Origin of the sequence: Streptomyces sp. Z26 (genome assembly GCF_003665095.1) — a bacterium.
Classification (GTDB): Bacteria; Actinomycetota; Actinomycetes; order Streptomycetales; family Streptomycetaceae; genus Streptomyces; species Streptomyces phytohabitans.
The window spans coordinates 676,878-699,222 of the sequence record NZ_RCHV01000002.1 but is presented as its reverse complement, the minus strand read 5'-3'; the positions used below and the strand labels follow the sequence as shown (position 1 = coordinate 699,222).

At 71.6% G+C, this 22,345-nt stretch carries 17 protein-coding genes and 3 pseudogenes; 9 read left to right on the top strand and 11 right to left on the bottom strand.

What is annotated here, in order from left to right:
* Window positions 1-86 precede the first annotated feature (86 nt).
* Both yhfZ and D7M15_RS28145 read right to left on the bottom strand, forming a co-directional pair.
* Window positions 87-1,034, bottom strand: coding sequence for a GntR family transcriptional regulator YhfZ (gene yhfZ / locus D7M15_RS03020; protein ID WP_121516059.1), 948 nt, complete (start codon window positions 1,032-1,034; stop codon window positions 87-89).
* A 143-nt stretch (window positions 1,035-1,177) separates the two neighbouring features.
* Window positions 1,178-1,930: a hypothetical protein gene (locus D7M15_RS28145; RefSeq protein WP_127201706.1), complete on the bottom strand. Its 753-nt coding sequence runs from the start codon at window positions 1,928-1,930 to the stop codon at window positions 1,178-1,180.
* A gap of 386 nt (window positions 1,931-2,316) precedes the next feature.
* Between D7M15_RS28145 and D7M15_RS03015 the strand changes: the two are divergent.
* A pseudogene (locus tag D7M15_RS03015) lies at window positions 2,317-2,580 on the top strand (crosslink repair DNA glycosylase YcaQ family protein); the annotation flags it as partial.
* 652 nt (window positions 2,581-3,232) lie between these two features.
* Here D7M15_RS03015 and D7M15_RS28865 read toward each other — a convergent pair.
* The 3 genes and pseudogenes from D7M15_RS28865 to D7M15_RS03005 form a co-directional block, all read right to left on the bottom strand.
* Window positions 3,233-4,249, bottom strand: coding sequence for an RHS repeat-associated core domain-containing protein (locus tag D7M15_RS28865; protein ID WP_240649562.1), 1,017 nt, complete (start codon window positions 4,247-4,249; stop codon window positions 3,233-3,235).
* Window positions 4,195-6,735 (bottom strand): annotated as a pseudogene (locus D7M15_RS28860) (DUF6531 domain-containing protein); the annotation flags it as partial. The pseudogene D7M15_RS28860 and the gene D7M15_RS28865, both read right to left, overlap by 55 nt.
* A gap of 827 nt (window positions 6,736-7,562) precedes the next feature.
* Window positions 7,563-7,979 carry a hypothetical protein gene (locus D7M15_RS03005; protein WP_240649106.1) on the bottom strand — a complete coding sequence of 139 codons (417 nt, stop codon included), beginning with the start codon at window positions 7,977-7,979 and terminating at the stop codon, window positions 7,563-7,565.
* 406 nt (window positions 7,980-8,385) lie between these two features.
* On the opposite strand from D7M15_RS03005, the gene D7M15_RS03000 reads away from it, so the two are divergent.
* From D7M15_RS03000 to D7M15_RS02985, 4 genes are all read left to right on the top strand, one after another.
* Entirely contained in the window at window positions 8,386-9,681 is a 1,296-nt protein-coding gene (locus D7M15_RS03000) for a hydrolase (protein WP_206337312.1), read from the top strand.
* Window positions 9,682-9,855: 174 nt separating this feature from the next.
* Window positions 9,856-10,203 carry a VOC family protein gene (locus D7M15_RS02995; RefSeq protein ID WP_121516055.1) on the top strand — a complete coding sequence of 116 codons (348 nt, stop codon included), beginning with the start codon at window positions 9,856-9,858 and terminating at the stop codon, window positions 10,201-10,203.
* A gap of 202 nt (window positions 10,204-10,405) precedes the next feature.
* On the top strand, window positions 10,406-10,813 hold the full coding sequence (locus D7M15_RS02990; protein WP_121516054.1) for a YciI family protein: 408 nt from the start codon (window positions 10,406-10,408) through the stop codon (window positions 10,811-10,813).
* A gap of 90 nt (window positions 10,814-10,903) precedes the next feature.
* Window positions 10,904-12,160 carry a DUF6596 domain-containing protein gene (locus D7M15_RS02985; protein ID WP_121516053.1) on the top strand — a complete coding sequence of 419 codons (1,257 nt, stop codon included), beginning with the start codon at window positions 10,904-10,906 and terminating at the stop codon, window positions 12,158-12,160.
* 44 nt (window positions 12,161-12,204) lie between these two features.
* On the opposite strand, the gene D7M15_RS02980 is transcribed toward D7M15_RS02985, so the two are convergent.
* Window positions 12,205-14,034 (bottom strand): MFS transporter, encoded by a 1,830-nt coding sequence (locus D7M15_RS02980; RefSeq protein ID WP_240649105.1) that lies wholly within the window; start codon window positions 14,032-14,034, stop codon window positions 12,205-12,207.
* A gap of 143 nt (window positions 14,035-14,177) precedes the next feature.
* Entirely contained in the window at window positions 14,178-15,422 is a 1,245-nt protein-coding gene (locus D7M15_RS02975) for an NAD(P)/FAD-dependent oxidoreductase (protein WP_121516052.1), read from the bottom strand.
* 120 nt (window positions 15,423-15,542) lie between these two features.
* Here D7M15_RS02975 and D7M15_RS02970 point away from each other — a divergent pair, with 120 nt between their 5' ends.
* From D7M15_RS02970 to D7M15_RS02960, 3 genes are all read left to right on the top strand, one after another.
* The gene (locus tag D7M15_RS02970; RefSeq protein ID WP_121516051.1) at window positions 15,543-16,136 is read left to right on the top strand and encodes a helix-turn-helix transcriptional regulator; all 594 of its coding nucleotides are present in this window, start codon (window positions 15,543-15,545) and stop codon (window positions 16,134-16,136) included.
* A 186-nt stretch (window positions 16,137-16,322) separates the two neighbouring features.
* Window positions 16,323-17,075, top strand: coding sequence for a class I SAM-dependent methyltransferase (locus D7M15_RS02965; RefSeq protein WP_165906187.1), 753 nt, complete (start codon window positions 16,323-16,325; stop codon window positions 17,073-17,075).
* A gap of 122 nt (window positions 17,076-17,197) precedes the next feature.
* The gene (locus D7M15_RS02960; RefSeq protein ID WP_121516049.1) at window positions 17,198-18,112 is read left to right on the top strand and encodes a class I SAM-dependent methyltransferase; all 915 of its coding nucleotides are present in this window, start codon (window positions 17,198-17,200) and stop codon (window positions 18,110-18,112) included.
* A 67-nt stretch (window positions 18,113-18,179) separates the two neighbouring features.
* Here D7M15_RS02960 and D7M15_RS02955 read toward each other — a convergent pair whose 3' ends face one another.
* The gene (locus tag D7M15_RS02955; protein ID WP_206337310.1) at window positions 18,180-19,001 is read right to left on the bottom strand and encodes a sulfite exporter TauE/SafE family protein; all 822 of its coding nucleotides are present in this window, start codon (window positions 18,999-19,001) and stop codon (window positions 18,180-18,182) included.
* A gap of 354 nt (window positions 19,002-19,355) precedes the next feature.
* On the opposite strand from D7M15_RS02955, the pseudogene D7M15_RS28855 reads away from it, so the two are divergent.
* Window positions 19,356-19,652: pseudogene (locus D7M15_RS28855) on the top strand (hypothetical protein); the annotation flags it as partial.
* Between the two features lie 91 nt (window positions 19,653-19,743).
* Here the strand turns inward: D7M15_RS28855 and D7M15_RS02945 are convergent.
* The 3 genes from D7M15_RS02945 to D7M15_RS02935 form a co-directional block, all read right to left on the bottom strand.
* Complete coding sequence (locus D7M15_RS02945) at window positions 19,744-20,811, bottom strand: biotin-dependent carboxyltransferase family protein (RefSeq protein ID WP_121516047.1); 1,068 nt, start codon at window positions 20,809-20,811, stop codon at window positions 19,744-19,746.
* Window positions 20,812-20,818: 7 nt separating this feature from the next.
* Window positions 20,819-21,439, bottom strand: a complete 621-nt coding sequence (locus D7M15_RS02940) for an allophanate hydrolase subunit 1 (protein ID WP_240649560.1) — start codon at window positions 21,437-21,439, stop codon at window positions 20,819-20,821.
* A gap of 113 nt (window positions 21,440-21,552) precedes the next feature.
* A complete protein-coding gene (locus D7M15_RS02935) occupies window positions 21,553-22,314 on the bottom strand; it encodes a 5-oxoprolinase subunit PxpA (RefSeq protein WP_121516045.1) in 762 nt (253 codons plus the stop codon).
* Window positions 22,315-22,345: the final 31 nt, after the last annotated feature.

The following is a 22,345-nucleotide window of genomic DNA, read 5'->3' as shown; positions in this document are numbered from 1 at the left end:
TCTGTACTTTCAGCCCGCGTGACACCCCGGCGGGGAAATTTTCCCCGTGGGTCCCGCGCTCGCACCCGGTCGGTCCGGGCCCCGGGTCAGTACGAGGGCGTACGTTCGCCCCGCAACACCTCGCTCTGCATCCGCGTCACCACCGACAGGTCGAGAGCGTCACGTACCGCGCCGAGCGCCTTCGTACCGTCCTTGCCCTCCTTGCGACCGATCACGGCCGCGCTGGAGTTGCGCAGCGCCAGCTCCTGCGTGACCTCGTCGCCCAACGGGAGGACGTCGACGCCGATCCCGAGCCGATCCTGCGCCTCGTCCAGGTTCCAGACGGTGGCGTCCACCTCGTGGCGGGCGAAGAGGTCGCGCAGTTGCATGTAGGACACCTCGCGCCACTCGATGTCACGCCGCCCGGCGAACACGCGCTCCACCAGCATGCGCAGATCCTCCGACGCGTGGTCGACCGCCACGCGCAACCCCGGGGCCTCCAGGTCGACGCCGTGCCGCACCAGCATGCCGTGCTCGCCGACGTAGGTGGCGGGCCCGAGATCGGCCACCAGCTCCACGGGGTGCTCGGCGACCAACTGGTCCGCGGCGAACCGCGACAGCACCACCAGATCCACCTTGCCGTCCAGCAGCGCGGCGGTCCGGGCCCCGGCGCCGCGCATGAAGGTGACGGCGAACGGCGCCCCGGCCTGCTCGAACGCCCCCCGCAGGCCGGTGGCCAACCCCTCGTACCGACGGGAGTACGGCAGCGGCATCGCCGCGAGCAACGTGCCGAGCCCGGACAGCCGCCACAGCACCGCGCGATCGGAGTGCACGAGGAACGTGCCCAGGTGACCCCGTGCCGTCGTGGCGATCGCACCGGCCTCCTCCAACAGCTGGAGCGCGGCCTGAACGGTCCCGTTGCCACACCCCAACTCCTCGGCGAAGTCCCGCACCCGGGGCAGGCGGGTGTCCGGCGCATGGTTCAGCAGCAGGACGGCCAGCTGCCGCGCGGCGAGACCGTTGCGGGTGAGGAAGCGGGAGTCGACATCGTGCACGAGCCGAACAGTAAACAGGATTCTGGATACTGACAAGGGTCGACGGTCAGGTCTCGTTCGCCCCGGCGTACGAGAGGGCGTCCGCGCGCTCGCCTCCTGTCAGCTATGTGCCATCGGAAAGTTGGAGCGGAGATTGACGCATCCTAGGTGTAGTCGAAAAATCGATACCACCATGTTGACTGCCAGTCGTCCATTTCGGTCAATCCGGTGTACCGCTGTCGCAGTGTGCTACCGGAAATAACCCTGAACCCGAGGCTCGTAGCTACGCGAAGGATTCGTTCTTCGTCAGATGCGCTGAGTGATGAGACGGCATCCGCGCTGTCGCGGGCAAGTCCCCCTGCGCCCACGGTCACCAGGCTGCCGAAGTTGCTCACGCGGATGATGAGACTCTTCCCGCTGGCGGTGCTTTCGGCCGGTATTACGATGTCCCCGTGGTGACTGGCATCCTGAACTCGCGAGTCGATATCGGGTGAAACGTCGAAGGTCTCTTGAATCGCTTGCGCTAGTCGCAAAAAGGCGTCCCTGCATCGAGAGTGCGAGAACTGTGCCGGGAACTCCCTGGAGTCTGGTTCATCGAACCCCTGCAATATTTCCACCTCGCTGCGCCCTGTCATCGAGGGCCACCCGAGACGATGAATCGAGCCAGTAGATTGCCAGCCGCTCCACCGGTCGAATCGACGGTCCCGCCTATGGTCTTTCGCTGCATAAACGATCGCCCATGCACAGTAGAAGTTGCCCGTTTCCAAGTTCTCGATAGAGGAATTGGCATTGCGCCAGGCCACTTTCAAGCCTAGTTTCGTCTGCCCAGATTGCAATCTGCGGATATTTTCGTGGTTGCCGCTACCCGCTTGTGGTGTGGTTGCTGGTGAAATTGTGGTAAATGATCCAGTATTCATCTTCCTCTTCGGTTACCGCGCACATGTGGTCACCTGTCGTCGACATGGTGATGAACTCCTGGTTTCCCATGCCCCTTAGGATTCGAGAGGGGAGGTTCCCGCCGTGGTCGTCACGTACGGGCATCCATGTTATTTCACCTCTTTCAGGATCGGAGACCCGGAGGAGAAATTCGTTATCCTCTGCGGGAAGGTGAATGCTTTCTGTGATTCTTTTCCATTCCGCGTCGAGTCTTTCTGTTGCGTCAACGTAAGTGGAAGAAGTTTGACTACCTCGATTCTTGCCGAGATGGAATCTAATTCTTTATTCTTGCGGTAAATTCCATTGCTTGAGTCATGGTCCCCATCCTGTGGTGCAGTAAAAATGATGATCTCCTCTCTTCCTCCCGGCCTTCGATCACGCGATCCTTGGCTACCAGGGCCGCAGCCGCATCATCGACGACGCCCACCTCGGCGTCTCGGTGGCGGGCGACCGCGTCCTCCTGGCCGACGGCCGCGCCACCGCCACCTGGACGGTCCGCGACCACACCCTCCACCTCACCCCGTTCCGCACCCTCACGGCACCGGAACGGGAGGAGATCCACGCGGAGGCGGCACTCTTGTCGACGTTCCTCGACGATGAGACCACGGCCATCCGCATCGCTACGGCGTGAATGGGGGAGCGTACGCGTGTACTCCCTGGTCCCTACACGAACCCGACATGTCGTCGAGCCCAACACAGCCTCACTTACCCATTGATTTCCGATGTGCGCCTGCCGGTGTACAGGAGCGTTCGGATTCGCGAGCTTCCGTGAGGAATCGCCGAGTTCGCTAGTTTCGACGGCAGTCAAAACCTGAACTGCGTAATGATTGAAAGTCCGCTATGCTCCACCCTTTATGTGAAGGGGTGCGGCTTCCGTGGAAATGGGGCTAGTCTTTTGTTGTAGTGGTTGCTATGGTCAATAACTCATCGAATCCGGCAACTCTTTGAGCAATTCGTCTCGATTTCGGAAATAAATCTGAACCGCCCACTCCTCCCTGTCGAAAAAAGCTTCCCAGAATCCGTCAACGGTCCAAGGCTCTGGAGTGAAAGAAATGCATCCGTCTTCTCCCCCGTGGGCTACCCAGGAGGCGGGGATCGTTCTACTGGTGATTTCGAAGAGTCGCGAATCGTGGAATCCGGGTGCACCGCCATCCCGCGGTTCGATCCGGTAGTAATTCGCCTTCCGGTATGGGAGGCAGATTACTTCAAGTACTACGTGGTCGACGTCGCTTCGAAGCGGTGTCGGATTTGCGTGACCGGATTTCAGGACCCGTACGAGCATGTCATTTCCTGCCTCTCGCGTTCATTACTGCTTTATAGTCGTAATCATACGCCACAGACCCTGTTTTGGAATTATAGTAATAATGTACCTGAAAGTCGCCATACGGGCTTTGGTGTGTCGGCGTGGAATACTTTGCCCAGTCCCTCATGGAGCTGCCGTCGGCCGTCAAGTGCGCCTTTACTGGAGGATGTTTTAGGCTCGTTCCTGGGATTATCTCGCAGGAATTCCTAATTGCGGTATCTGTAAGCTCTCCGTTTTTCGTGAACATTGATTCGGCGGACTCTTGGGTGAGAGCTTGCCGATGCCGCTCTTGATTCACCGGGTTGAGTGGCCCTTGCGCTCCATCACGCCAGTTGCAGTTGAACGAGCCCAGCGGGTCGGTTTCCGCGTGTGGGTTGGTGATGTACGTGTGCGGGTTGGGGGCTGGGGTGAGGCCGAGGGGGTCCGGGGTGAGGTAGCGGGTGGTGTGGGGGTCGTAGTAGCGGAAGTAGTTGTAGTGCAGGCCGCTTTCGGGGTCGGCGTACTGCCGGGGAAACGGAGCGGGCAGTCCACTGTGGTGGTGCGGGCGGGGCCCGGGAGTGGGGTGCCCCAGAGGGTAGTGCGGAGTTGCCAGGCGATGTCGCCGTCGGGAGTGACCAGTTCCGTGGGCGTACCCGTGTGGTCCGTGAGCACCGCGTGGAAGGTGGGAGCCTCGACGGTCGCGGTGGTGTAGGCGAGCGCGGCGATGGGGGACGACGGCGGACCCGTGGGCGCGGATCGGACGCGGCGCGTCGTCTGGGCGACCGGTGTGTGCGTCCCCGGCGCGTGGTCCCACGTGGTGGTGTACCCGTCTGCCGTGACCTGCTCCGCGAGGCGCGTACCGTCCCAGGTGAACGTCAGGTCCGGAGCGGAGGGCGAATCGCCGTCGTCGCTCGCCAGCAGGCGTTTCGTCGTACGGCGACCCAGCGCGTCGTACGTGTAGTGCCACCGTTCGCCGTCGTACGCGGTGACGTCGGTCAGCTGATCGTGCGCGTTCCATGTGTAGGTACGACTCCGCGTTCCGCCGCTGAGAAGCTGGCGGGTCTCGCGGACGAGCCGCCCCTGCCCGTCGTAGGTGTAGCCGGTGCGGCCGGAGCGTCGTAGGAGCGTGCCGGTGTGTTCGCGTGGCTCGGCTTTGGAGTCGTCGTCGGCCGGGTGCGCGGCCCGCGAGACGTTGCCCGCCTCGTCGTAGGTGTACGTCTCGGTCCAGCCGTGCGCGGTCACGGTGGTCACCCGGCCGCCGCGGTCGAGGTCGAAGCGGCGGGTGCCTGCGGCGAGTTCGCTGATCTCGGTGATGTGGCTGTCGGGGCGGTGGGTGTAGGCGCGGTGCTGGAGCAGGGCCTGTCGTGCCTCGCTCGTCCGTGTCAGGGTCTGCGCGGTCAGGCGGCCGTTGGCGTCCCACGTCTGCCCGTGCGTGAGGCCGGGGCCGAGGTGTCGGGAGGTCTCGCGGCCGCTCGCGTCGTACGCGAAGTCCAGGGCCCCGGCGTCCGTGGCCAGCCGCACGGGGCGCCCCGCCTCGTCCCAGGACCAACGGGATTCGGCGCCGCCGGGAGTGGTGCGGCGGGTGACGTGGCCGAGGGCGTCGCGTTCCCACCGGGTCGTGCGGCCGTCGACGTGTTCGGTCAGGACACGGCCCAGCGCGTCGTGCTTCCAGGTGAGTGCGTGGTCCGGGTTGGCGGCGCGAGTGAGGTGTCCGGCGGGGTCGTACGCGTATGTGGTCTCCGCGCCCCCGGGATCGGCCACCGTACGGACGCGGCCGAGCGTGTCGCGCGTGTACGTGAGCGTCTCGCCCGCGCCGTTCGTGCGGGAGGTGAGCTGACCCGCCGCGTCGTGCGCGTACGTGAGGGTGCGGCCGTTGAAGTCCGTTTCGGCGGTGAGCCGCCCGGCGGGGTCGTAGCCGTACGTCCAGTGCAGGCCCTGCGGATTGGTGACCTGCGTGAGGCGTAGCTCCGCGTCGTAGGAGAAGGCGAACTCGGTGCCGTCCGGCTCGACGCGCCGCACGGGCACGTCGAACGGTCCGTGGGCGTGGCGGGTGACCCGTCCGCCCGGGTCGGTGTGGGAGAGGGGGTTGCCCTCGGCGTCCCAGGTCCACGATTCGCGCGCGCCGTCCGGGAGTTGGCGCCAGGCCGGTCGGCCCTCCGGGGTCCATCCCATCGTCGTGGTGTGCCCGAGCGGGTCGGTGATGCCGGTGACGCGGCCGAAGGGGTCGCGGGTGACGCTGGTGGTGTGGCCGAGAGGGTCGGTGACCGCGACGGGCAGCCCCGCCGCGTTGCTCCGTATGTGCTGCGTGTGGCCCAGCGGGTCGGTCACTGCCGTCAGGTGGCCGGCGTCGTCGTACGCGTAGGTGGTACGGGCGCCGCAGGGGTCCGTCGTCGAGAGCAGGTTTCCGCGAGTGTCCCAGGTGTGCGCCCATCGGGCGCCGCCGGGCTCGGTGACCTCCAGCGGCAGGCCGCGCGCCTCATACGTGGCGTGCGCGCTGCTGCCGTCGGGGAGGGCGACGGAGGTGGCGTTGCCGAGCTCGTCGTAGGTGTGGCGGACGGTGCGGCCCAGCGGGTCGGTGACCGTCACCGGGCGGGTGCCGGTGGAATCCCAGGTCGTGCGGGTGATGTGGCCGAGTTCGTCGGTCTCGGCGGTGATCTGGAACGCGTCGTCGTGCTCGTACACCCGTTGGTGGCCGAGCGCGTTGGTGACGGTGACGAGGCGCTGTGCGTCGTCGTACGCGAGGGTGCCGGTCAGGAAGCCGCCGCTGCCCTCGGTGCGGGTGACGCGTCCGTCGGAGTCGTAGACGTACGCGTACGAGGTGTCGTTGCGGTCGGTCCAGGAGGTGATGCGGCCGTCGGCGTCGTAGGTGAAACGCAGCGGGTGGCCGCTGGAGTTGGTGACCTCGCTGAGGTGCCCGCGCGCCTCGTAGCCGTAGCGGGCGACGAGGGTGCCCGCTGGCTCGCGCCACCGCTGCCTCGGGGCGTACGCGGAGGGCGGCTCGTCCACGAGCCGCAGCGCGGTGACGCGCGGGCCGTCGGTCTCGACGGCGAGGTGGTAGCCACCGGAGTGGCGGACGGCGACCGGTACGCCTGCCTCGGTGCGGTCGATGTCGATCCGCGCCCCGTTGCGGTCCTCCGTCCAGGCCAGGGGTAGGTCGAGTACGCCGTCGGCGGCCCGGACCGGCTCCGCGAAGGTACGCGTGGTGCCCTCGACCGGGTCGGTGACGGTGAGCGCCCCGTCGGGCTCGCCGTTCCAGAGCAGCGGCCAGCGGGGGCCCGACACCGGCAGGGTCGGCTCGCCGGGGGTGGGCACCGGGTAGACCAGGCGCATGCCGTCGGCGGCGGCGAACACCACGCCCTCGTGGTCGATCTGGACGCGTTCGTCCAGGCTGGAGGCCCAGTTGGAGCCGAACCAGCCTCCGCACCGGTACGACGACAGGTGGGTGCGCTCGAACACCAGCGGCAGGGCGCCGGGCAGTGCCACATCCGTCTGCGGCAGCAGCATGGTGCCGGTCGCCACGTCGATGGGGTCGAGGTCCGCCTTCACGTTCTTGGGCGGGCGGGAACCGGCGGCCAGCTCGGCTCCGTTGCCGGGGCGCAGCGGAAAACTCTGCGGCAGGCGTACGCCGTTGAACGGCGCGTTCCGCATGAACGGTCCGGCGGCACTGCCGAACACGCCGCCGTAGACCATGCCGTCCTTCGCCGCGTGCGACGCCGAGTCCAGGCTGGGACCGTCCTGGAGACCGGCCTGGATGCGCAGGGGCTGCGCCACCGCGAGGTTGACCGCCACCGACTCGACGCCGCCGAAGGCGACACCGACCAGGGCGCCAGCCGCGATACGGGCCACCGTCGCCGAGAGCGCGACCCCGCAGGCCAACGCGGCCTCGGTGACGGCGGTCGCGGCGGTCGCGGCGGCGCCGCCGGCGATCCCGGCGGTGAAGAACGCCGCACCGATCCCCGCGACGATCACCGTCGCGTTGATCGCTATCTGCACGTCGATGTCGTGCTTGGCCTTCTCGATCGCCTCGGCGAACTCGTCGAGCGCCTTCCCCATGGCGCGGGCCGACTTCTCCAGGTCGTGCAGCCAGCCCGCTTCCTTGTGGTAATAGCGGTGCCAGAACACCTTGAAGGCATCGATCGCCTCACCCTCGTTGTTGTGAATGAGGGCACTCGCCTTGCCGTCGGTCGCTCGTCGCACCTCCACGACCGCGTCCGCGAACTCCCGCCAGGCGTCAGCCGCTTGGCGGCACTTGGCCTCGTCCGCGTCCGGCCACCACATCCCGAACGACTCGATGAGCCATTCCTTGGCCTCCTCGAACGCGCCCATCAGTCCTACGGCTTCCCGTCCTGCGACTGCGTGGCGCCCGGAGCTTGCGGCGCCGCCATCGGCGGATGCCATTCGCGTTGTCCGGGCATCCAACCGGGCACCTGCTGCTTGTTGAACATGCCCCGGATCGCTTCCTCGTTGTCGACATGCCCGTCCGCCATGTCGGTCATCGCGACATGCACGCTCGCCAGCCCCTGCACGAGAATCCCCACCGCGTTCTCGATGGAGGCACGTTGCGCGGTGTACTTCGAGGCGAACTCCGCGACCTGCTCCTCACCGCCCCACGGCCGACCGAGGGCGTCCAGCTTCGTCCCCAGCGCCTCCGCCGCCTTGAGCAGCTCACCGCTCTGCGTTCCGAAGGTCGGCGCCGCCGACTTCAGATCCTTGGTGGAGATGTCCAGAACTTCCTTGCCGTCCCCCACGGTCCATCCCCTCAACTCGCACGCACGGTCGGTCACCAACCGTATACACGGGCACTGACAGCGACGACCCCCGGGTGCACTCGCGCGGGCCTCGTACGTCCGGCTGCGCGCTGCGCCTTTCCTGCCTGGCGTCACCACGGTCCGGTCCTCGTGACGCGGTGGTGGGCCTGGCCATCCGTCGGCAGCGTCGAGCCGGAGTGCGGTCCCTCCCGGACGAGTTCAGGGAGTAGACCGCGAGGACGGGAGGGGCGTCGGTGGATGTCGTGGCGTGGGCGAAACGATGCGGAGCCGACGTCTCGCAGTATCCCCGCGGCGATGCCTGACCCGGCTTCTGGGGGAAAACCGCACCCCAACTGTGCGGAGAGCCGCAATAGACCCAGGCTGTCGGGCCGACCAGCATGGACGTATGACCTCACCGAGCGTGTTCTCCCGCCGCACCTTCCTCGCCTCCGGGCTGGCGGCCGCGACGGCCGCCCTGATGTACGCCGCGCCGGGCGCGCCCGCCGACCCGATGCGTCGCGGAGCGCACGGGGACCGGCCCTCGCCCGTACGGCTGCGGCTGCCCCCACCGACCGGGCCGTATCCGGTCGGCACGACCGAGGTGCCGCTCGTCGATCGGTCACGGCGCGACCCCTGGCAGCCGGGCAGGCCAAGGGAGTTGATGGCGAGCGTCTGGTATCCGGCACGAGGAGCCGGTGGGCACACTCTCGCGCCGCACATGCGGCGGGGCGCGGCCGAGCGTTTCGCCACCGCACGCGCTCCGGGGTTCGGCGTCCCGGAGGGGACGGTCGACTGGGCGGCGACGCGCACGCACGCGTACGCGGGCGCACCACCCGACACACGCGGTGGACCCCGGCCGGTGCTGCTGTACTCGCCAGGCACGGGCGACCCGCGCACCTGGGGCACCGTCCTGGTCGAGGAACTGGCCAGCAGGGGATACGTGGTCGTCACGCTGGACCACACCTACGAGTCCCCGGCGGTGCAGTTCCCCGACGGCTCGGTCAGGGGCAACGAGCCGATGCTCGCGGAGTTCGAGGAGGCCCAGCGGAACGGCACCGTCCCCGCGCTGCTGGAGAAGGTGCTACGAGTCCGTGTCGACGATCTCCGCTTCGTGCTCGACGCGTGCGAGCGGGCCGTACGGCAGGGCGGCGGAGCACCGCGCACGGACTCGCCCCTCGCACGGCTCGCCCCCGTCATGGACCTGTCGCGGGTGGGAGCACTCGGGCAGTCCGCGGGTGGCACCACCGCGGCGCAGGGGATGTACGAGGACCGGCGGCTGCGTGCGGGCGTCAATCTGGACGGCACCCTTGAGTACAACCAGGAGCCGAACGGAACCAACCTCATGCCCGTGGCCCGCCACGGCCTGGACCGCCCGTTCCTGCTGATGGGCAGGGACGGGAGCAACCACACCACGGAGCCTTCGTGGCGGGCGTTCTGGTCGCACACGCGCGGCTGGCACCGCGATCTGACGCTGCGGCGCGGAAAGCACCAGTCGTACGCGGACCTGGAGGCGCTCCTGCCACAGACCGGGGTCCCGCGCGAGGTGTTGGAGGACGCCGTCGGCACTGTCGATCCGGTGCGTGCCGTGGCCGCCGTACGGGCCTACACGACCTCGTTCTTCGACCGCTGGCTGCTGGGCCGGGACGACGGTCTGCTGGACGGCCCGTCGTCGCGCCACCCCGACGTGGCATTCGTGCCCTGACCGACGGCTCGCGCGTGGCGGGTGCGCGGGTGCGCGGGTGGAGAGGAGGTGCCGGACGTCCGGCGGTACGGCGCGGACAGCGGGCGAACCGATGAGTTCCGTGCACGCGCCTCGTCCACCCCAGGAGCAGGTGCGGAAGACCGCACACCCTCACGGAGAAGACAGGTGACACGCATGGACATCGCACGGGTACTGATGGTCGCGCCGGTACAGGACGTGGAGACGGCGGTGACCTGGTACGAGCGGCTGCTCGGCCGCCCCGCGGACTCCCGCCCCATGCCGTCGCTGGCCGACTGGCATCTCACGGCGGGCGGCTGGCTGCAGGTGTTCGAGGACCCGGAGCGTGCCGGATCGACGTACCTCAACCTCGAAGTGCCCGAGCTGGACGGGGCGGTGACCGAGTTGGCGGCGCGCGGACTGATCGCGGGCCCGGTGCGGCCCGGCGGCACACGGACGCGGTTCGCGTCGCTGGACGACCCCGACGGCAACCGCATCACGCTGCTGGAGGACCCGGTGACGTGAACACGGCGGCTTTGGTGGTGGCCGCGTACGCAGTCGTTGACCTGCGGGTACGTGCGATTGCGGGAGTACGGGGGAGAGGCGGGCGGGCGCCGCTCCGAGAAAGTCGCGGAAAAGTTCGGCAGCGATGTCGAGAACCCGCTGCCAGCTCCGTCCCCGTGGTGAAGGCGGCCAGAATGGACCGCCCCGGACCGAGGAGAACACCATGGCCAAGTACCTGATGCTGAAGCACTACCGCGGAGCCCCGGCGCCGGTGAACGACGTGCCCATGGACAAGTGGACGCCGGAGGAGATCTCGGCCCACATGACGTACATGAGCGACTTCGCGGCCCGGCTGGAGCAGACCGGCGAGTTCGTCGACGCCCAGGCGCTGTCCCCCGAGGGCACCTTCGTCAAGTACGACGGCGAGGGCCGCCCGCCTGTCACCGACGGCCCGTTCGCTGAGACGAAGGACCTCATCGCGGGCTGGATGATCATCGATGTCGACAGCTACGAGCGCGCCGTCGAACTGGCCGGGGAGCTGTCGGCCGCTCCCGGTGCGGGCGGGAAGCCGATCCACGAGTGGCTGGAGCTGCGCCCCTTCCTCACCGAGCCGCCCACCATCACGGAGTGACGGCCCGAGGTGGGAGAGGCGAACGCGGCGGACCGGAGGACGGACTTCTGTGGGGCGAAGGGGCAGACCGAGGGGAAGGGGACAGGCACGGTGGACGAGTTCCAGCTCCGTACCCTCACGCCGAGCGTGCTCGGTGTCCTCGTCCGCCGCGGGGCCGACTTCGCCGCGGCGGAGGACGCCGTACAGGACGCGCTGGTCGAGGCCGTACGCGTCTGGCCGTCCGACATGCCACGCGACCCGAAGGGGTGGCTGGTGACCGTGGCCTGGCGCCGGTTCCTCGACGCGGCGCGGGCCGACACCGCTCGGCGCCGTCGTGAGGACCGCGTCGAGGACGAGCCGGGGCAGGGCCCCGTACCGGCGGGGGACGACACGCTCCAGCTCTACTTCCTGTGCGCTCACCCGTCGTTGACGCCGTCGTCGGCGGTCGCGCTCACCCTGCGCGCCGTCGGCGGGCTCACCACCCGCCAGATCGCCGACGCCTACATGGTCCCCGAGGCCACCATGGCGCAGCGCGTCAGCCGCGCGAAGCGCACCGTCTCCGGCGCGCGGTTCGAGCAGCCGGGAGACGTCGCCACGGTGCTGCGCGTCCTCTACCTCGTCTTCAACGAGGGCTACTCCGGCGACGTCGACCTCGCCGCCGAGGCGATCCGACTGACCCGGCAACTGGCCGCCGGTTTCGACCACCCCGAGGTGGCGGGGCTGCTGGCGCTGATGCTGCTCCACCACGCCCGGCGCGCTGCCCGTACGGCGTCGGACGGGAGCCTCGTACCGCTCGCGGAGCAGGACCGTACACGGTGGGACACCGTGGCCATCGCAGAGGGCATCGACATCCTCCAGGCGGCGCTCGCCCGCGACCGGCTGGGCGAGTTCCAGGCACAGGCCGCGATCGCGGCGCTGCACGCCGACGCCCCCGCCGCCGAGGAGACGGACTGGGTGCAGATCGTCGAGTGGTACGACGAGTTGGCACTCCTCACGGACAGCCCGGTCGTCCGACTCAACCGCGCCGTGGCCGTCGGTGAGGCCGACGGCCCACGCGCCGGACTGGCGGCGCTCGCCGAAGTGGAGGCGTCCGTCCCCCGCTACGACGCCGTGGCGGCGTACCTCCACGAGCGGGACGGAGCCCCGGCGACGGCCGCACGGCTGTACGCGGAAGCCGCCCGTAAGGCGCCCAACCTTGCGGAACGTGACCACCTGACGCGCCAGGCGGCACGCCTGAACGCCGAACGTGGCACCGCCTCCGCCGCCTCCGCCGAAGCCGAAGCCGAAGCGGGGGCCGTGTCCGGGGCAACCGAACCTGGCACGGGCAGCGGGACCGACTCCGGCCCCGGCGCGGGAGGTACCGCATGACGGCACCCACCCGACGGACCCGTGCCGCCGCTCCGGACCGGACCTCACGACGTGGCGGTGGTCCTGGCGGACTCCGGGGCGTCGTCCCGTTGCTCGTCGCTCTCGCGTACGCCGTCGTGCTGCTCGCCGTCCGCCGGTGTGCTCGGTACGCCGCCGTTCCGCGTACGGGCGGTCTGTGCGAGCTTGTCCGTCGCCGGACCCTCCGGGACGCCGGTCTGCCGCTGTACGGACTCCCGCACAGCGGTCTCCGGCTCACCGGCGGTCCCCGAACCAACGGTCTCCGGGGCGGGCGAGTCCGGGCCGCGCAGGAGGACGTACAGGAACAGTGCGCCCATCACGGCGACCCCGGCCCACATGGCCTGCTGCCAGCCGTCCACGAAGGACTGCCGGGCGGCGTCGACCAGTTCGGGGCCGCGGGAGCCCGCGCCGTTCGCGGCCTCCACCGCGTTGGCGACACCCTCGCGGGCGGCATCGGCGGAGTCCACGGGTATCCCGGCGAGCCTGTCGTCCACGGCACCGCGGTAACCGGCCGACAGGAGCGCGCCCAGCAGGGCGACGCCGAGGGCGGTGCCGAACTCGCGCGTGACGTCGTTCAGGGCCGAGGCCACACCCTGCCGCTCGCGCGGCAGCGCCCCGGTGATCGCTTCCGTGGACGGCGTCATCGACAGCCCCATGCCGAGCCCCATCGCGAGCATGCCGGGGAGGACGGAGACGTAGCCGCCGTCCACGGACACGATGCCCGCCATGAGCGCGAGCCCGGTTCCCGCCAACAGGACGCCGGTCGCCATGGTCGCGCGGGCCCCCACCCGCGCGGAGAGCTTCGGGGCCAGCCCGGAGGCGGCCATCATCAGCACGGCCGTCGGCATCAGGGCGAGCGTCGACAGCAGCCCCGACCAGCCGAGCACCGCCTGGAAGAACGGGAACAGCACCACGAAGACACCCGCTTGCACGCCGAAGACCACGAGCAGGGTGACGGAGCCGCCCGCGAGCCCGCGTCCGCCGAAGAGGCGTACGTCCAGCAGGGCGGTGTCACCGCGCCGCAGTTCCCAGGCCACGAAGCAGACGGCGGCGAGCACGCCGACGGCGAGGGCGGTCAGGGTCGCGGGTGCGGTCCAGCCGCGTTCCGGGCCTTCCTGGAGGGCGAAGATGAGCCCGACGACGCCGACGAACGAGGTCAGCGCGCCGATGGTGTCGAAGGAACTCCCGGGAGAATCACGGGAGTCGGGCACCGAGCGCAGCGCCATGACGAGTGCGACCAGGACCAGGGCGACGGGGAGCACGAACAGCCAGCGCCAGGTGGCGACATCGACCAGAGCGGCCGACAGGAACATGCCCAGCACGCCACCGCCACCCGCGACCCCCGTCCACACGCCGATCGCCCGTCCCCGTTCCGCGGCGGGGAAGGTGGAGGTGATGACCGCCAGTGTCACGGGCATGATCATCGCCGCTCCGACACCGCTGACCAGCCGGGCGACGACCATCACCTCCGCCGACGGGGCGAGCCCCGCCAAGGCGCTGGCGGCGCCGAACACCACCAGCCCGCCGACCAGCGTGGATTTCCGGCCGAGGCGGTCACCGAGGGCGCCGAGCGGCAGCAGAAGGGCGGCGAGGGCGAGGGCGTAGACGTTGATGATCCAGAGCACGGTGCTCTGGGACGCGTCGAAGGCGACGGCCATGTCCGGTTGTGCGACGTTGAGCCCGGAGACCGACGAGATGACGGCCATCAACGCGACGCAGACGGCGATCAGGATCGTACGGAGCTGACGCGCGTCCGGTACGGGTGGGGAGTCCGGGGCGGCGGCCTCGTCCGAGCCGGTCGGCGTGGCGGCGGTGTCCTCCCCGGCCGACTGTCTCGGGGGCGGGTTCGTGCTCATGGGTTCCTCTCGGCGGGGGCCGGGGCCGTGCCCCGGCTGGGTGACGGCCCGCGTCTGCCGCCCCCTGTGGGGCGGCCGGGCGGGGTGGCTGAGTGTCGGGGTCGGAGTGCGCCGGGCCGCAGGTCCGGCCTGGTGGGCCGGGCTCAGATGGCGGGCACGGGCGCGGGAGTGGTGCCGGGCGCCGTAGCGGCAGAGGGCGCGGTGAGGGCCGCGTCGGTGTCGGCGGTGGCCAGCGCGGCATTGATATGGGCCCCGGCCAGGGCACCCGCCGCGGCGGAGGCGCCGACCTGGGCGGTGACGTCGGTGGCGTTGCCCGCGACCCATACGCCGGGCACCTCGGTGACGCCCGCCGCAGCGGCGGCGAAGCGGCGTCCCATACCGCCGGGCACGTCCTCCATCGGCAGCCCCAGCCCGTCCAGCCCTTCTGTGCGCGCCCACAGCGTGGTCGCGACGGCCAGGACGCTACGGGCGACGAACTGCCCGTCGGCCAGGCGTACTCCGGCGATGCCGCCGCCGTCGGCCCGTACGACCTCCTCGACGGGTGCGTCGACGACCCGGACGCCACGGGCGGCGAACTTCGCGCGGGTGTTGTCGTCCAGCACGGTGCCGCGGGTGAAGTACACGAGATCGTCGGTCAGTTGGCGGAACAGCAGTGCGTGGTGGACGGAGGCCGGTCCCGTGGCGAGTACGCCGATGGGCTCGTCGCGGACCTCCCAGCCGTGGCAGTACGGGCAGTGCACGACGCCGTGCCCCCAGTGCTCCGCGAGACCGGGGACGTCGGGCAGTACGTCCCGGAGCCCGGTGGCGACCAGCAGGCGGCGTGCCGTCAGGGTGCGGCCGTCGGCGAGAGCGACGGTGAACAGGGGGTCGTCGGCGCGATCCGCCGGTTCGTGTCCGGCGCCCGCCCTGGTGGCGGCGGTGCCGTCAGCACCGACGGCGCCAGTCCGCGGGGCCGGTTCGGCCGAGACGACCTGGCCGTGGACGACCAGACCGCCGTAGCGACGTACCTCGTCCCGGCCCCTCGCCAGCAGTTCGGCGGGCGGCACGCCGTCCAGCCCGAGCAGTCCGTGGACGCTGTCGGCGGGTGCGTTGCGCGGGGCGCCGCCGTCCACCACGACGACGGAGCGGCGTGAACGGGCAAGCATCAGCGCGCCGTTGAGGCCCGCGGCGCCGCCGCCGATCACCACCGCGTCGACCGTCCCGTGCGGCAGGGTGTCGTTCCCGACCGGGTCGGTGGCGGACCCGGCCGGAGGTGCGGTGGTTCCGTCCGGGTTGCCGGGGTGTACGGAGATGCCCCCGGGGACGGAGGCGTCCGGGTGGTCCGAGGTGGTCGTGTGGACGGCGGCGGCGTGTGAGTCGGTTCCGTGTGCGGAGGGGGTGCGGGGCATCGTTCCGGCTCCCTTCGGGAGGTGTCAGCCGCGTGAGCGGTGCTCGCTCCGCGCGGGTGGCCCCGGTGGGTCGGGGTCCGTACGCACGACGGTAGGCGCGTCTTGCATCCAGGGCATACGATGTTGCCTATGACGCAAACCGATGGCGATCTGGACAGCCTGGTACGCAAGCGCATCCGGGCCCTGCGCGTCGCGCAGGGCTGGTCCCTGGAGGAGCTGGCGACGCGCGCCCGCCTCAGCCAGTCCACGCTCAGCCGTATCGAGAACGGTCAGCGCCGCCTCGCCCTCGACAGCCTCGTCACCCTCGCCCGAGCCCTGGACACGACCCTCGACCAGCTCGTCGAGACCGCCTCCGACGACGTCGTCACCAGCCCGATCATCGACTCCGCCCACAGCCGCATGAGCTGGCCCATCAGGGCGGAGCCGGGGATGACGGTCATGCGCCAGCGCATGACCGAGCCGCCGCCCGACAACCCCTCGCGCATGCGCGCCCACCCCGGACGCGAGTGGCTGGTCGTCCTGTCCGGCACCGCGGTGCTGATGCTGGGCCACCGGCGGTTCCGGGTGGAGGCCAACCAGGCGGCGGAGTTCCCGACGATGCTGCCGCACGCCATCGGGGCCGAGGGGGGACCCTGCGAACTCCTCGGGATCTTCGACCGTGACGCCCGCCGCGGCCACCAGCGCGGCGACACCGACACGGCGAACGGGGAGTAGGGAGGGCGCGGGAACGGTCCACGCGGAGGGGGCGTACGGCTGCTCGCGCGCGGAGCGGGTGCCTCGCCCGAGAACCGCACGTACCGACCCGCACGCACCGGCCCGCGCCCGGCGGCCTGTGCCCCCGCGGCCAGCGGTCCGTAATTGCGTCGACAGGCCGCGCCGCGCCCGGCAGAGTGTCCGCCCGTGACGAGCAGCGAGCTGTGGACCCGTGAGACCGCCGACCGCTACGACGCCGAGGAGACCGAGATGTCCTCGGCCGCCGTCCTCGGACCGACCCTCGACTTCCTCGCCGGGCTCGCCGGGAACGGCCGCGCCCTGGAGTTCGCCATCGGTACGGGACGCGTCGGCGTACCGCTCCGGGAACGCGGAGTCCCTGTCGCAGGCATCGAACTCTCCGAGGACATGGCCGCCGTCCTGCGCCGCAAGATCGCCGCGGACGCGCTCCCGGTGACGATCGGGGACATGGCGACGACCCGCGTACCCGGGGAGTTCACCCTCGTGTACCTCGTCTACAACACCATCTCCAACCTCCTCACCCAGGACGAGCAGGTCGAGTGCTTCCGCAACGCCGCACGCCACTTGGCGCCCGGCGGTCGGTTCGTCATCGAACTGGGCGTACCGCCGCTGCGGTTCCTGCCGCCCGGCCAGGTCGCCGTTCCCTTCGACGTGTCCGAACGGCACCTCGGCTTCGACACGTTCGACCTGGCGGAACAGCTCCTCGTCTCCCACCACTTCACCCGCGAGGACGGAGACGGGGCGGCCGAGGTGCGTTACCGCCGGGGCAGCTCCCGGCACCGTTACGCCTGGCCCGCGGAGCTGGACCTGATGGCCCGCATCGCCGGGCTCGAACGGGAGCGCCGCGTCGCGGACTGGGACGGAACGCCCTTCACCGAGCACGCCACGAAGCACGTCTCCGTGTGGCGCAAGCCGGACTGAGAGGCGCGGGCACGCGGGGCCGAGCCGTCGCGCCTTGCGCGTACGGCAGTGCGCGCGGCCATCGTCTTGCGTAAGCCGGGACGTGGCGTGCTGCTTGCGCAAGTCGGCTCTAGCGTGGCCGCATGACCCACGTACCCCCGCACACGGACCACCCCGGCCACCCGCACCACCACCCCGGCCACGACCACGGCGGCCACCAGGATCACCACCACCACGCTGACCAGGACCCGCAGGACCAGGATCAGGTCGAGATCCTCGACCTCGACGCCGAGGTCCTCGCCGAGCACATCGCCGACATCACCGACTGGCTGCCGCTGGCCGCACCCCCGCGCCGCGTCGTCGATCTCGGCTGCGGCACCGGTACGGGCACCTTCGCCCTCCTCGCCCGCTACCCCGAGGCGCATGTCACCGCCGTCGACTCCTCACCCGTACACCTCCGCCGCCTGCGGGAACGGGCGGACGCGCAGGGTCTGGGGGAACGCGTCCGCACCGTCGAGGCCGACCTCGACGCCACGTGGCCCGACCTCGGCGCTCCGGACCTCGTCTGGGCGTCCGCGTCGATGCACCACATGGCCGACCCGCCCCGCGCCCTGCGCGCCGTACGGGAACTGCTCGCGCCCGGCGGCCTGTTCGCCGTGGTCGAGCTGGACGGCTTCCCCCGCTTCCTGCCCGCGGACGCCCCCGCCGACCGCCCCGGCCTGGAGGAACGCCTCCACGAGGTGAGCGACCGCCTCCACGCCGAGCACCTGTCGCACCGGGGCGCCGACTGGGGTCCGCTGCTGACCGCCGCCGGGTTCGACGTCGAGGGCAGCCGTACCGTCCGGGTCGACATCGACGGTTCCGGCAACGAGGTGATCGGCCGCTACGCCCTCGGTGGCCTGCGCCGACTCCGCGCCGGTGTGGCCGATGCCCTCCCGGCCGAGGACCTCGCCGCGCTGGACCGCCTGCTCGACACCGACAGCCCGTACGGGCTGCTGCGCCGCGACGACCTCACCGTACGTACCGAACGCGCCGTCTGGGCCGCCCGCCGCCCCTGACCGCCATCCCTGACAGCCGCCCCTGAGCGCCGTACGGCGGAACGTACCGCGCGGCAGGGTACGGGCGTCACGCCGCCGGTCGTACCAGCAGCTCCACGGCCAGGCCCAGGCCGAGGAGCGCGACGGCCCAGCGCAGTACGGCCGGTGGCAGCCGCCGCGTGACGCGCGGTCCGAGGACCGCCCCGGAGAACATGCCGACGGCGAGGGGGACGACGACGGCCCAGTCGACCGGCCCGAACCACACCAGGGCGGTCGCGGACACGACGGCGCCCGCGCCGATGAGCATGTTCTTCAGGGCGTTGGCCCGCGGCAGGTCGCCGTCCACGGTCACGAGCACGAGGGCGAGCGTGATCACTCCGGCACCGGCACCGAAGTAGCCGTTGTAGAGGGACACGGCGACCAGCCCGACCGGCAGCGCCGGCCCACCGGTACGGGCCCCGCGCTGCCGGAGGCGCGCGGACAGCCGGGGCTGTGCGAGCAGGGTGAACGAGCCCGCGGCGACGAGGAACGGCACCACCCGCGCGAAGACCCCCGGCGACGTCGACAGCAGCAGCGCCGCCCCGGTCACCCCTCCGGCGGCGGCGACCGGCGTCCAGCGCCGCAGCCACGGCCCGCGCCCGGCCAGCTCCGGCCGGGAGGCGAGTGCCGCGCCCGGCCAACAGGCCACTCCCGCGACGATGTTGGCGACGTTCGCCGCGAGGGCGGGTACGCCGACGGCGAGCAGCGCCGGGTACGAGACGAGGGACGTGATGCCCCCGGCCGTACCCACCAGTCCCGCCAGCACCCCGGCGGCCACCAGCAACCCCGCCTCGACGACCGCGTCCACCTCCGGCAGCTCCCGTTCCGTACGACTCCCGCTGCGGTGGCCGATACGGGCCCGTACCCCCACCGCCGTGCCCCGCCTGACCCGCCGCGCGACCTGCCGCGCGGCACGCCGCCACGGTACCGGCCGGGGTGCACGCCACCGCCACCCGCGTGAGGCGCTGCCCCGGCCCCGCTCGGCGCGCGCTCGGGAGCCGTGGCAGCGGGCACGCACGGTACGGGCAGTGTCGTCGGCCTGACCATCGGGATCACCGCGAACGTCGTCAACCCCGGCCCGGCGGACAGCGGTTGGCCGTACGGGGACCAGGTGGGACGTGCCCCTCGCCGCTCGCGACGGACGACGGCGACGGCCGCGGGAAGTGTCGGTGCCGCGTGTCATCCTGGCCGCTCGGACCAGCGACTCGACGGGAGACGGGGGCCGATGGGCGCTGCCTACTACCGAGCCGGCAGCGAGAGCGGCGACCACATCGACGATCCGTCCGAGGACGCGCTGTTCGTGCTGCTGGAGGATCTCGACGACTCGGCCACCACCTTCGTCGTCATCCGGCCCGACGAGGACGCCCCGGCTTGGTCCGCCTCGGTCACGGTGCGGGGCGACGGCGGCTACGAGATCGTCCGCCGCGACACCACCCGCCGGGAACACGCCGTCGTCACCGAGACCGACACCGGCGGGATCGCCTTCGACCTCACCATCTGGCTGGCCGCCCGCGACTTCCCCCCTCAGCGCGTCACCGACCGGTCCGGCCCCCGTACCTGGCCGACGCACCGGCACCGGTTCTCGCGTCCCCGCTGCCGCGTAGGGAGTCGGGCTACGGTCGTGCCGGGACGAAGCGGACCGGGGTGCCCGGGGGTGCCTGGGCTGCGGCGGCGAGGGCGTCCTCCGGGACGACGCCGATCACCGGATAGCCGCCCGTCACCGGGTGGTCGGCGAGGAAGACCACGGGGCGGCCGTCGGGCGGCACCTGGATCGCGCCGAGTGCCATGCCCTCGCTGGGGAGTTCGCCGTCGTGCGCGCGTTCCAGCGGGGGGCCGTCCAGGCGGAGGCCGATGCGGTTGCCGGTGGCGGAGACGCGGTAGTCGCCGCTGGTCAGCGTGTGCAGGGCGGCGGCGGTGAACCAGTCGGCGCGCGGGCCGGGTACGACCGGCAGCACCAGCGTGTGCGGGGGCGCCTGCCACGGTGCGGCCACCACGTCGGCGTACGCCCCCCGCGCGCCGTACGGCGTACCGAGGCGCAGCCGGTCGCCGTCGCGCAGCGGGGCCGGGCCGAGGCCGGAGAGCAGGTCGGTGGCGCGGCTGCCCAGGACCGGATCGGCGTCGACTCCGCCCGCGAACCCCACGTAGCCCCGGACGCCGTACGTCACGGGGCCCGCCTCCAGCTCGGCTCCGGCGGGCACCCGTACGGGACGGCCCCAGGGCGCGGGGCGGCCCGCGACGGTGACCGGGCAGGGGGCGCCTGTGACGACGGCGACGAGCGGGGCGAGCGCGCGTACCGCGCAGCCGGTCACCGTGGTCTCCAGGGTGGCGGCGGTGACGGGGTTGTGCAGCAGGCGGTTCGCGAGCCGGTGCGCGGGTTCGTCGAGTGCGCCGGAGCGCGGGACGCCGAGGTGCGCGTGGCCGGGGCGCCCGAGATCCTGCACGGTGGTGAGCGCCCCGGCGCGTACGACCTCCAGGGCGGGGCCCGTACGCGCGCCGCCCGCGCCCGCGTGCGCGGGGCTCCCGTCGTACGGGCCCGGCGCGTCCGTCTCCGCCCCGCCCCTGTCCCGCACCCGGTTCCCTTCCTCGTCGCGTGCCGCCACGTCCGGGTCCGTGTCCGGGCCGGTGTCCTCGGCCGGGCCGGTGTCCGTGGTCGCCGGTCCGGCGATGGGTGGCGGGGTCATGGCGCGGTCACCCCTCGACCGGGACGAAGCGGACGCGCGTACCGGGCGAGAGGAGTGCCGCGGGCTCGCGGTCCGGGTCCCACAGGACGGTGTCCACGGCGGTGCCGATCAGCTGCCAGCCACCGGGGGAGGGGCGCGGGTACACGCCCGCGTACGCGCCCGCCAGCCCGACCGCACCCGCCGGGACGCGCGTACGGGGGCTGTCGCGGCGCGGCACGTGGTGCCGCTCGTCCAGCCCGGTCAGATAGCCGAAGCCGGGGGCGAAGCCGCAGAACGCGACGCGGTACGCGGTGTCGGCGTGGACCCGTACGGCTTCCTCGACGGAGACGCCCCACAGCGCGGCGACGTCCGCCAGGTCCGGCCCGTCGTACCGCACCGGGACGCGCACCGCCGACTCCTCCGCGCGCTCCGGCGGCGGCACGTGCCAGTGGGGCAACTCGGCGGCCAGGCGCCCCGGTTCGGTGAGTCCGTCGAGGAGCACGGTGCGGGCGCCGGGCACGATCTCCCGTACGGGCGGGAGGGTGCCGGCGGCGCGGCGGCGCAGCAGTTCGGCGTGCAGGGCCTCGGCGGCGGCGGACGTGGGCAGTTCGACCAGCAACCCGTGTCGCCCGACGGGCAGCACGGTCACGGCGGGCGCGGTGGTCACGGCGAGCGTGGTGGTCGCGGCGGGTGCCTCGGACCCGGCGGACGCGCCGGTCGCAGCGGTTGCGGCGGCCGTCCGCCCGTCCGAGCCGCCGCCCGTCATGCGAAGGCCCCGACGGTGACCCCGGCCGCGACCAGTTCCTCCCGTACGCGCCGGGCCAGTTCGACCGCGCCCGGGGTGTCCCCGTGCAGGCACAGCGAGCGAGCACGCACCCGCACCTCCGTGCCGTCCACCGCCGTGACGCGCCCGTCCCGGGCGAGCCCGACGGAGCGGGCCAGCACCTCGTCGGTGCCGGTGAGGACCGCGCCCGGTTCGCCGCGCGGTACGAGCGTGCCGTCCGCGCGGTACCCGCGGTCCGCGAACGCCTCGACGACGACGGGCAGTTCGGCCGCCTCCGCCGCCGCGTGCAGTGCGGAGCCGGGCGGGCCGAGCAGCGGCAGCGGTGTGCCCGCCAGCCGTACGCCCGCCACGACCGCCGCGGCCTGCTCGGGGTCGTGGGCGGTGCGGTGGTAGAGCGCGCCGTGCGGCTTGACGTACGCGACGCGGGTGCCGGCGGCGCGGGCGAAGAGGTCGAGGGCGCCGATCTGGTACGCGACCTCGGCGGCCAGCTCGTCCGCCGGTACGTCCATCGCGCGGCGGCCGAAACCGGCCAGGTCGCGGTACGAGACCTGGGCGCCGACGCGTACGCCGTGCTCCGCGGCGCCCGCGCAGACGCGGCGCATCGTGACGGGGTCGCCCGCGTGGAAGCCGCAGGCGACGTTGGCGCTGGTGACGGAGGCGAGCAGCGCGTCGTCGTCGGTGAGGTGCCAGCGGCCGAAGCCCTCGCCGAGATCCGCGTTGAGGTCGATGGTCCCGTTCATCGCTTCCAACGTAGGCGATTGTTGAACGATC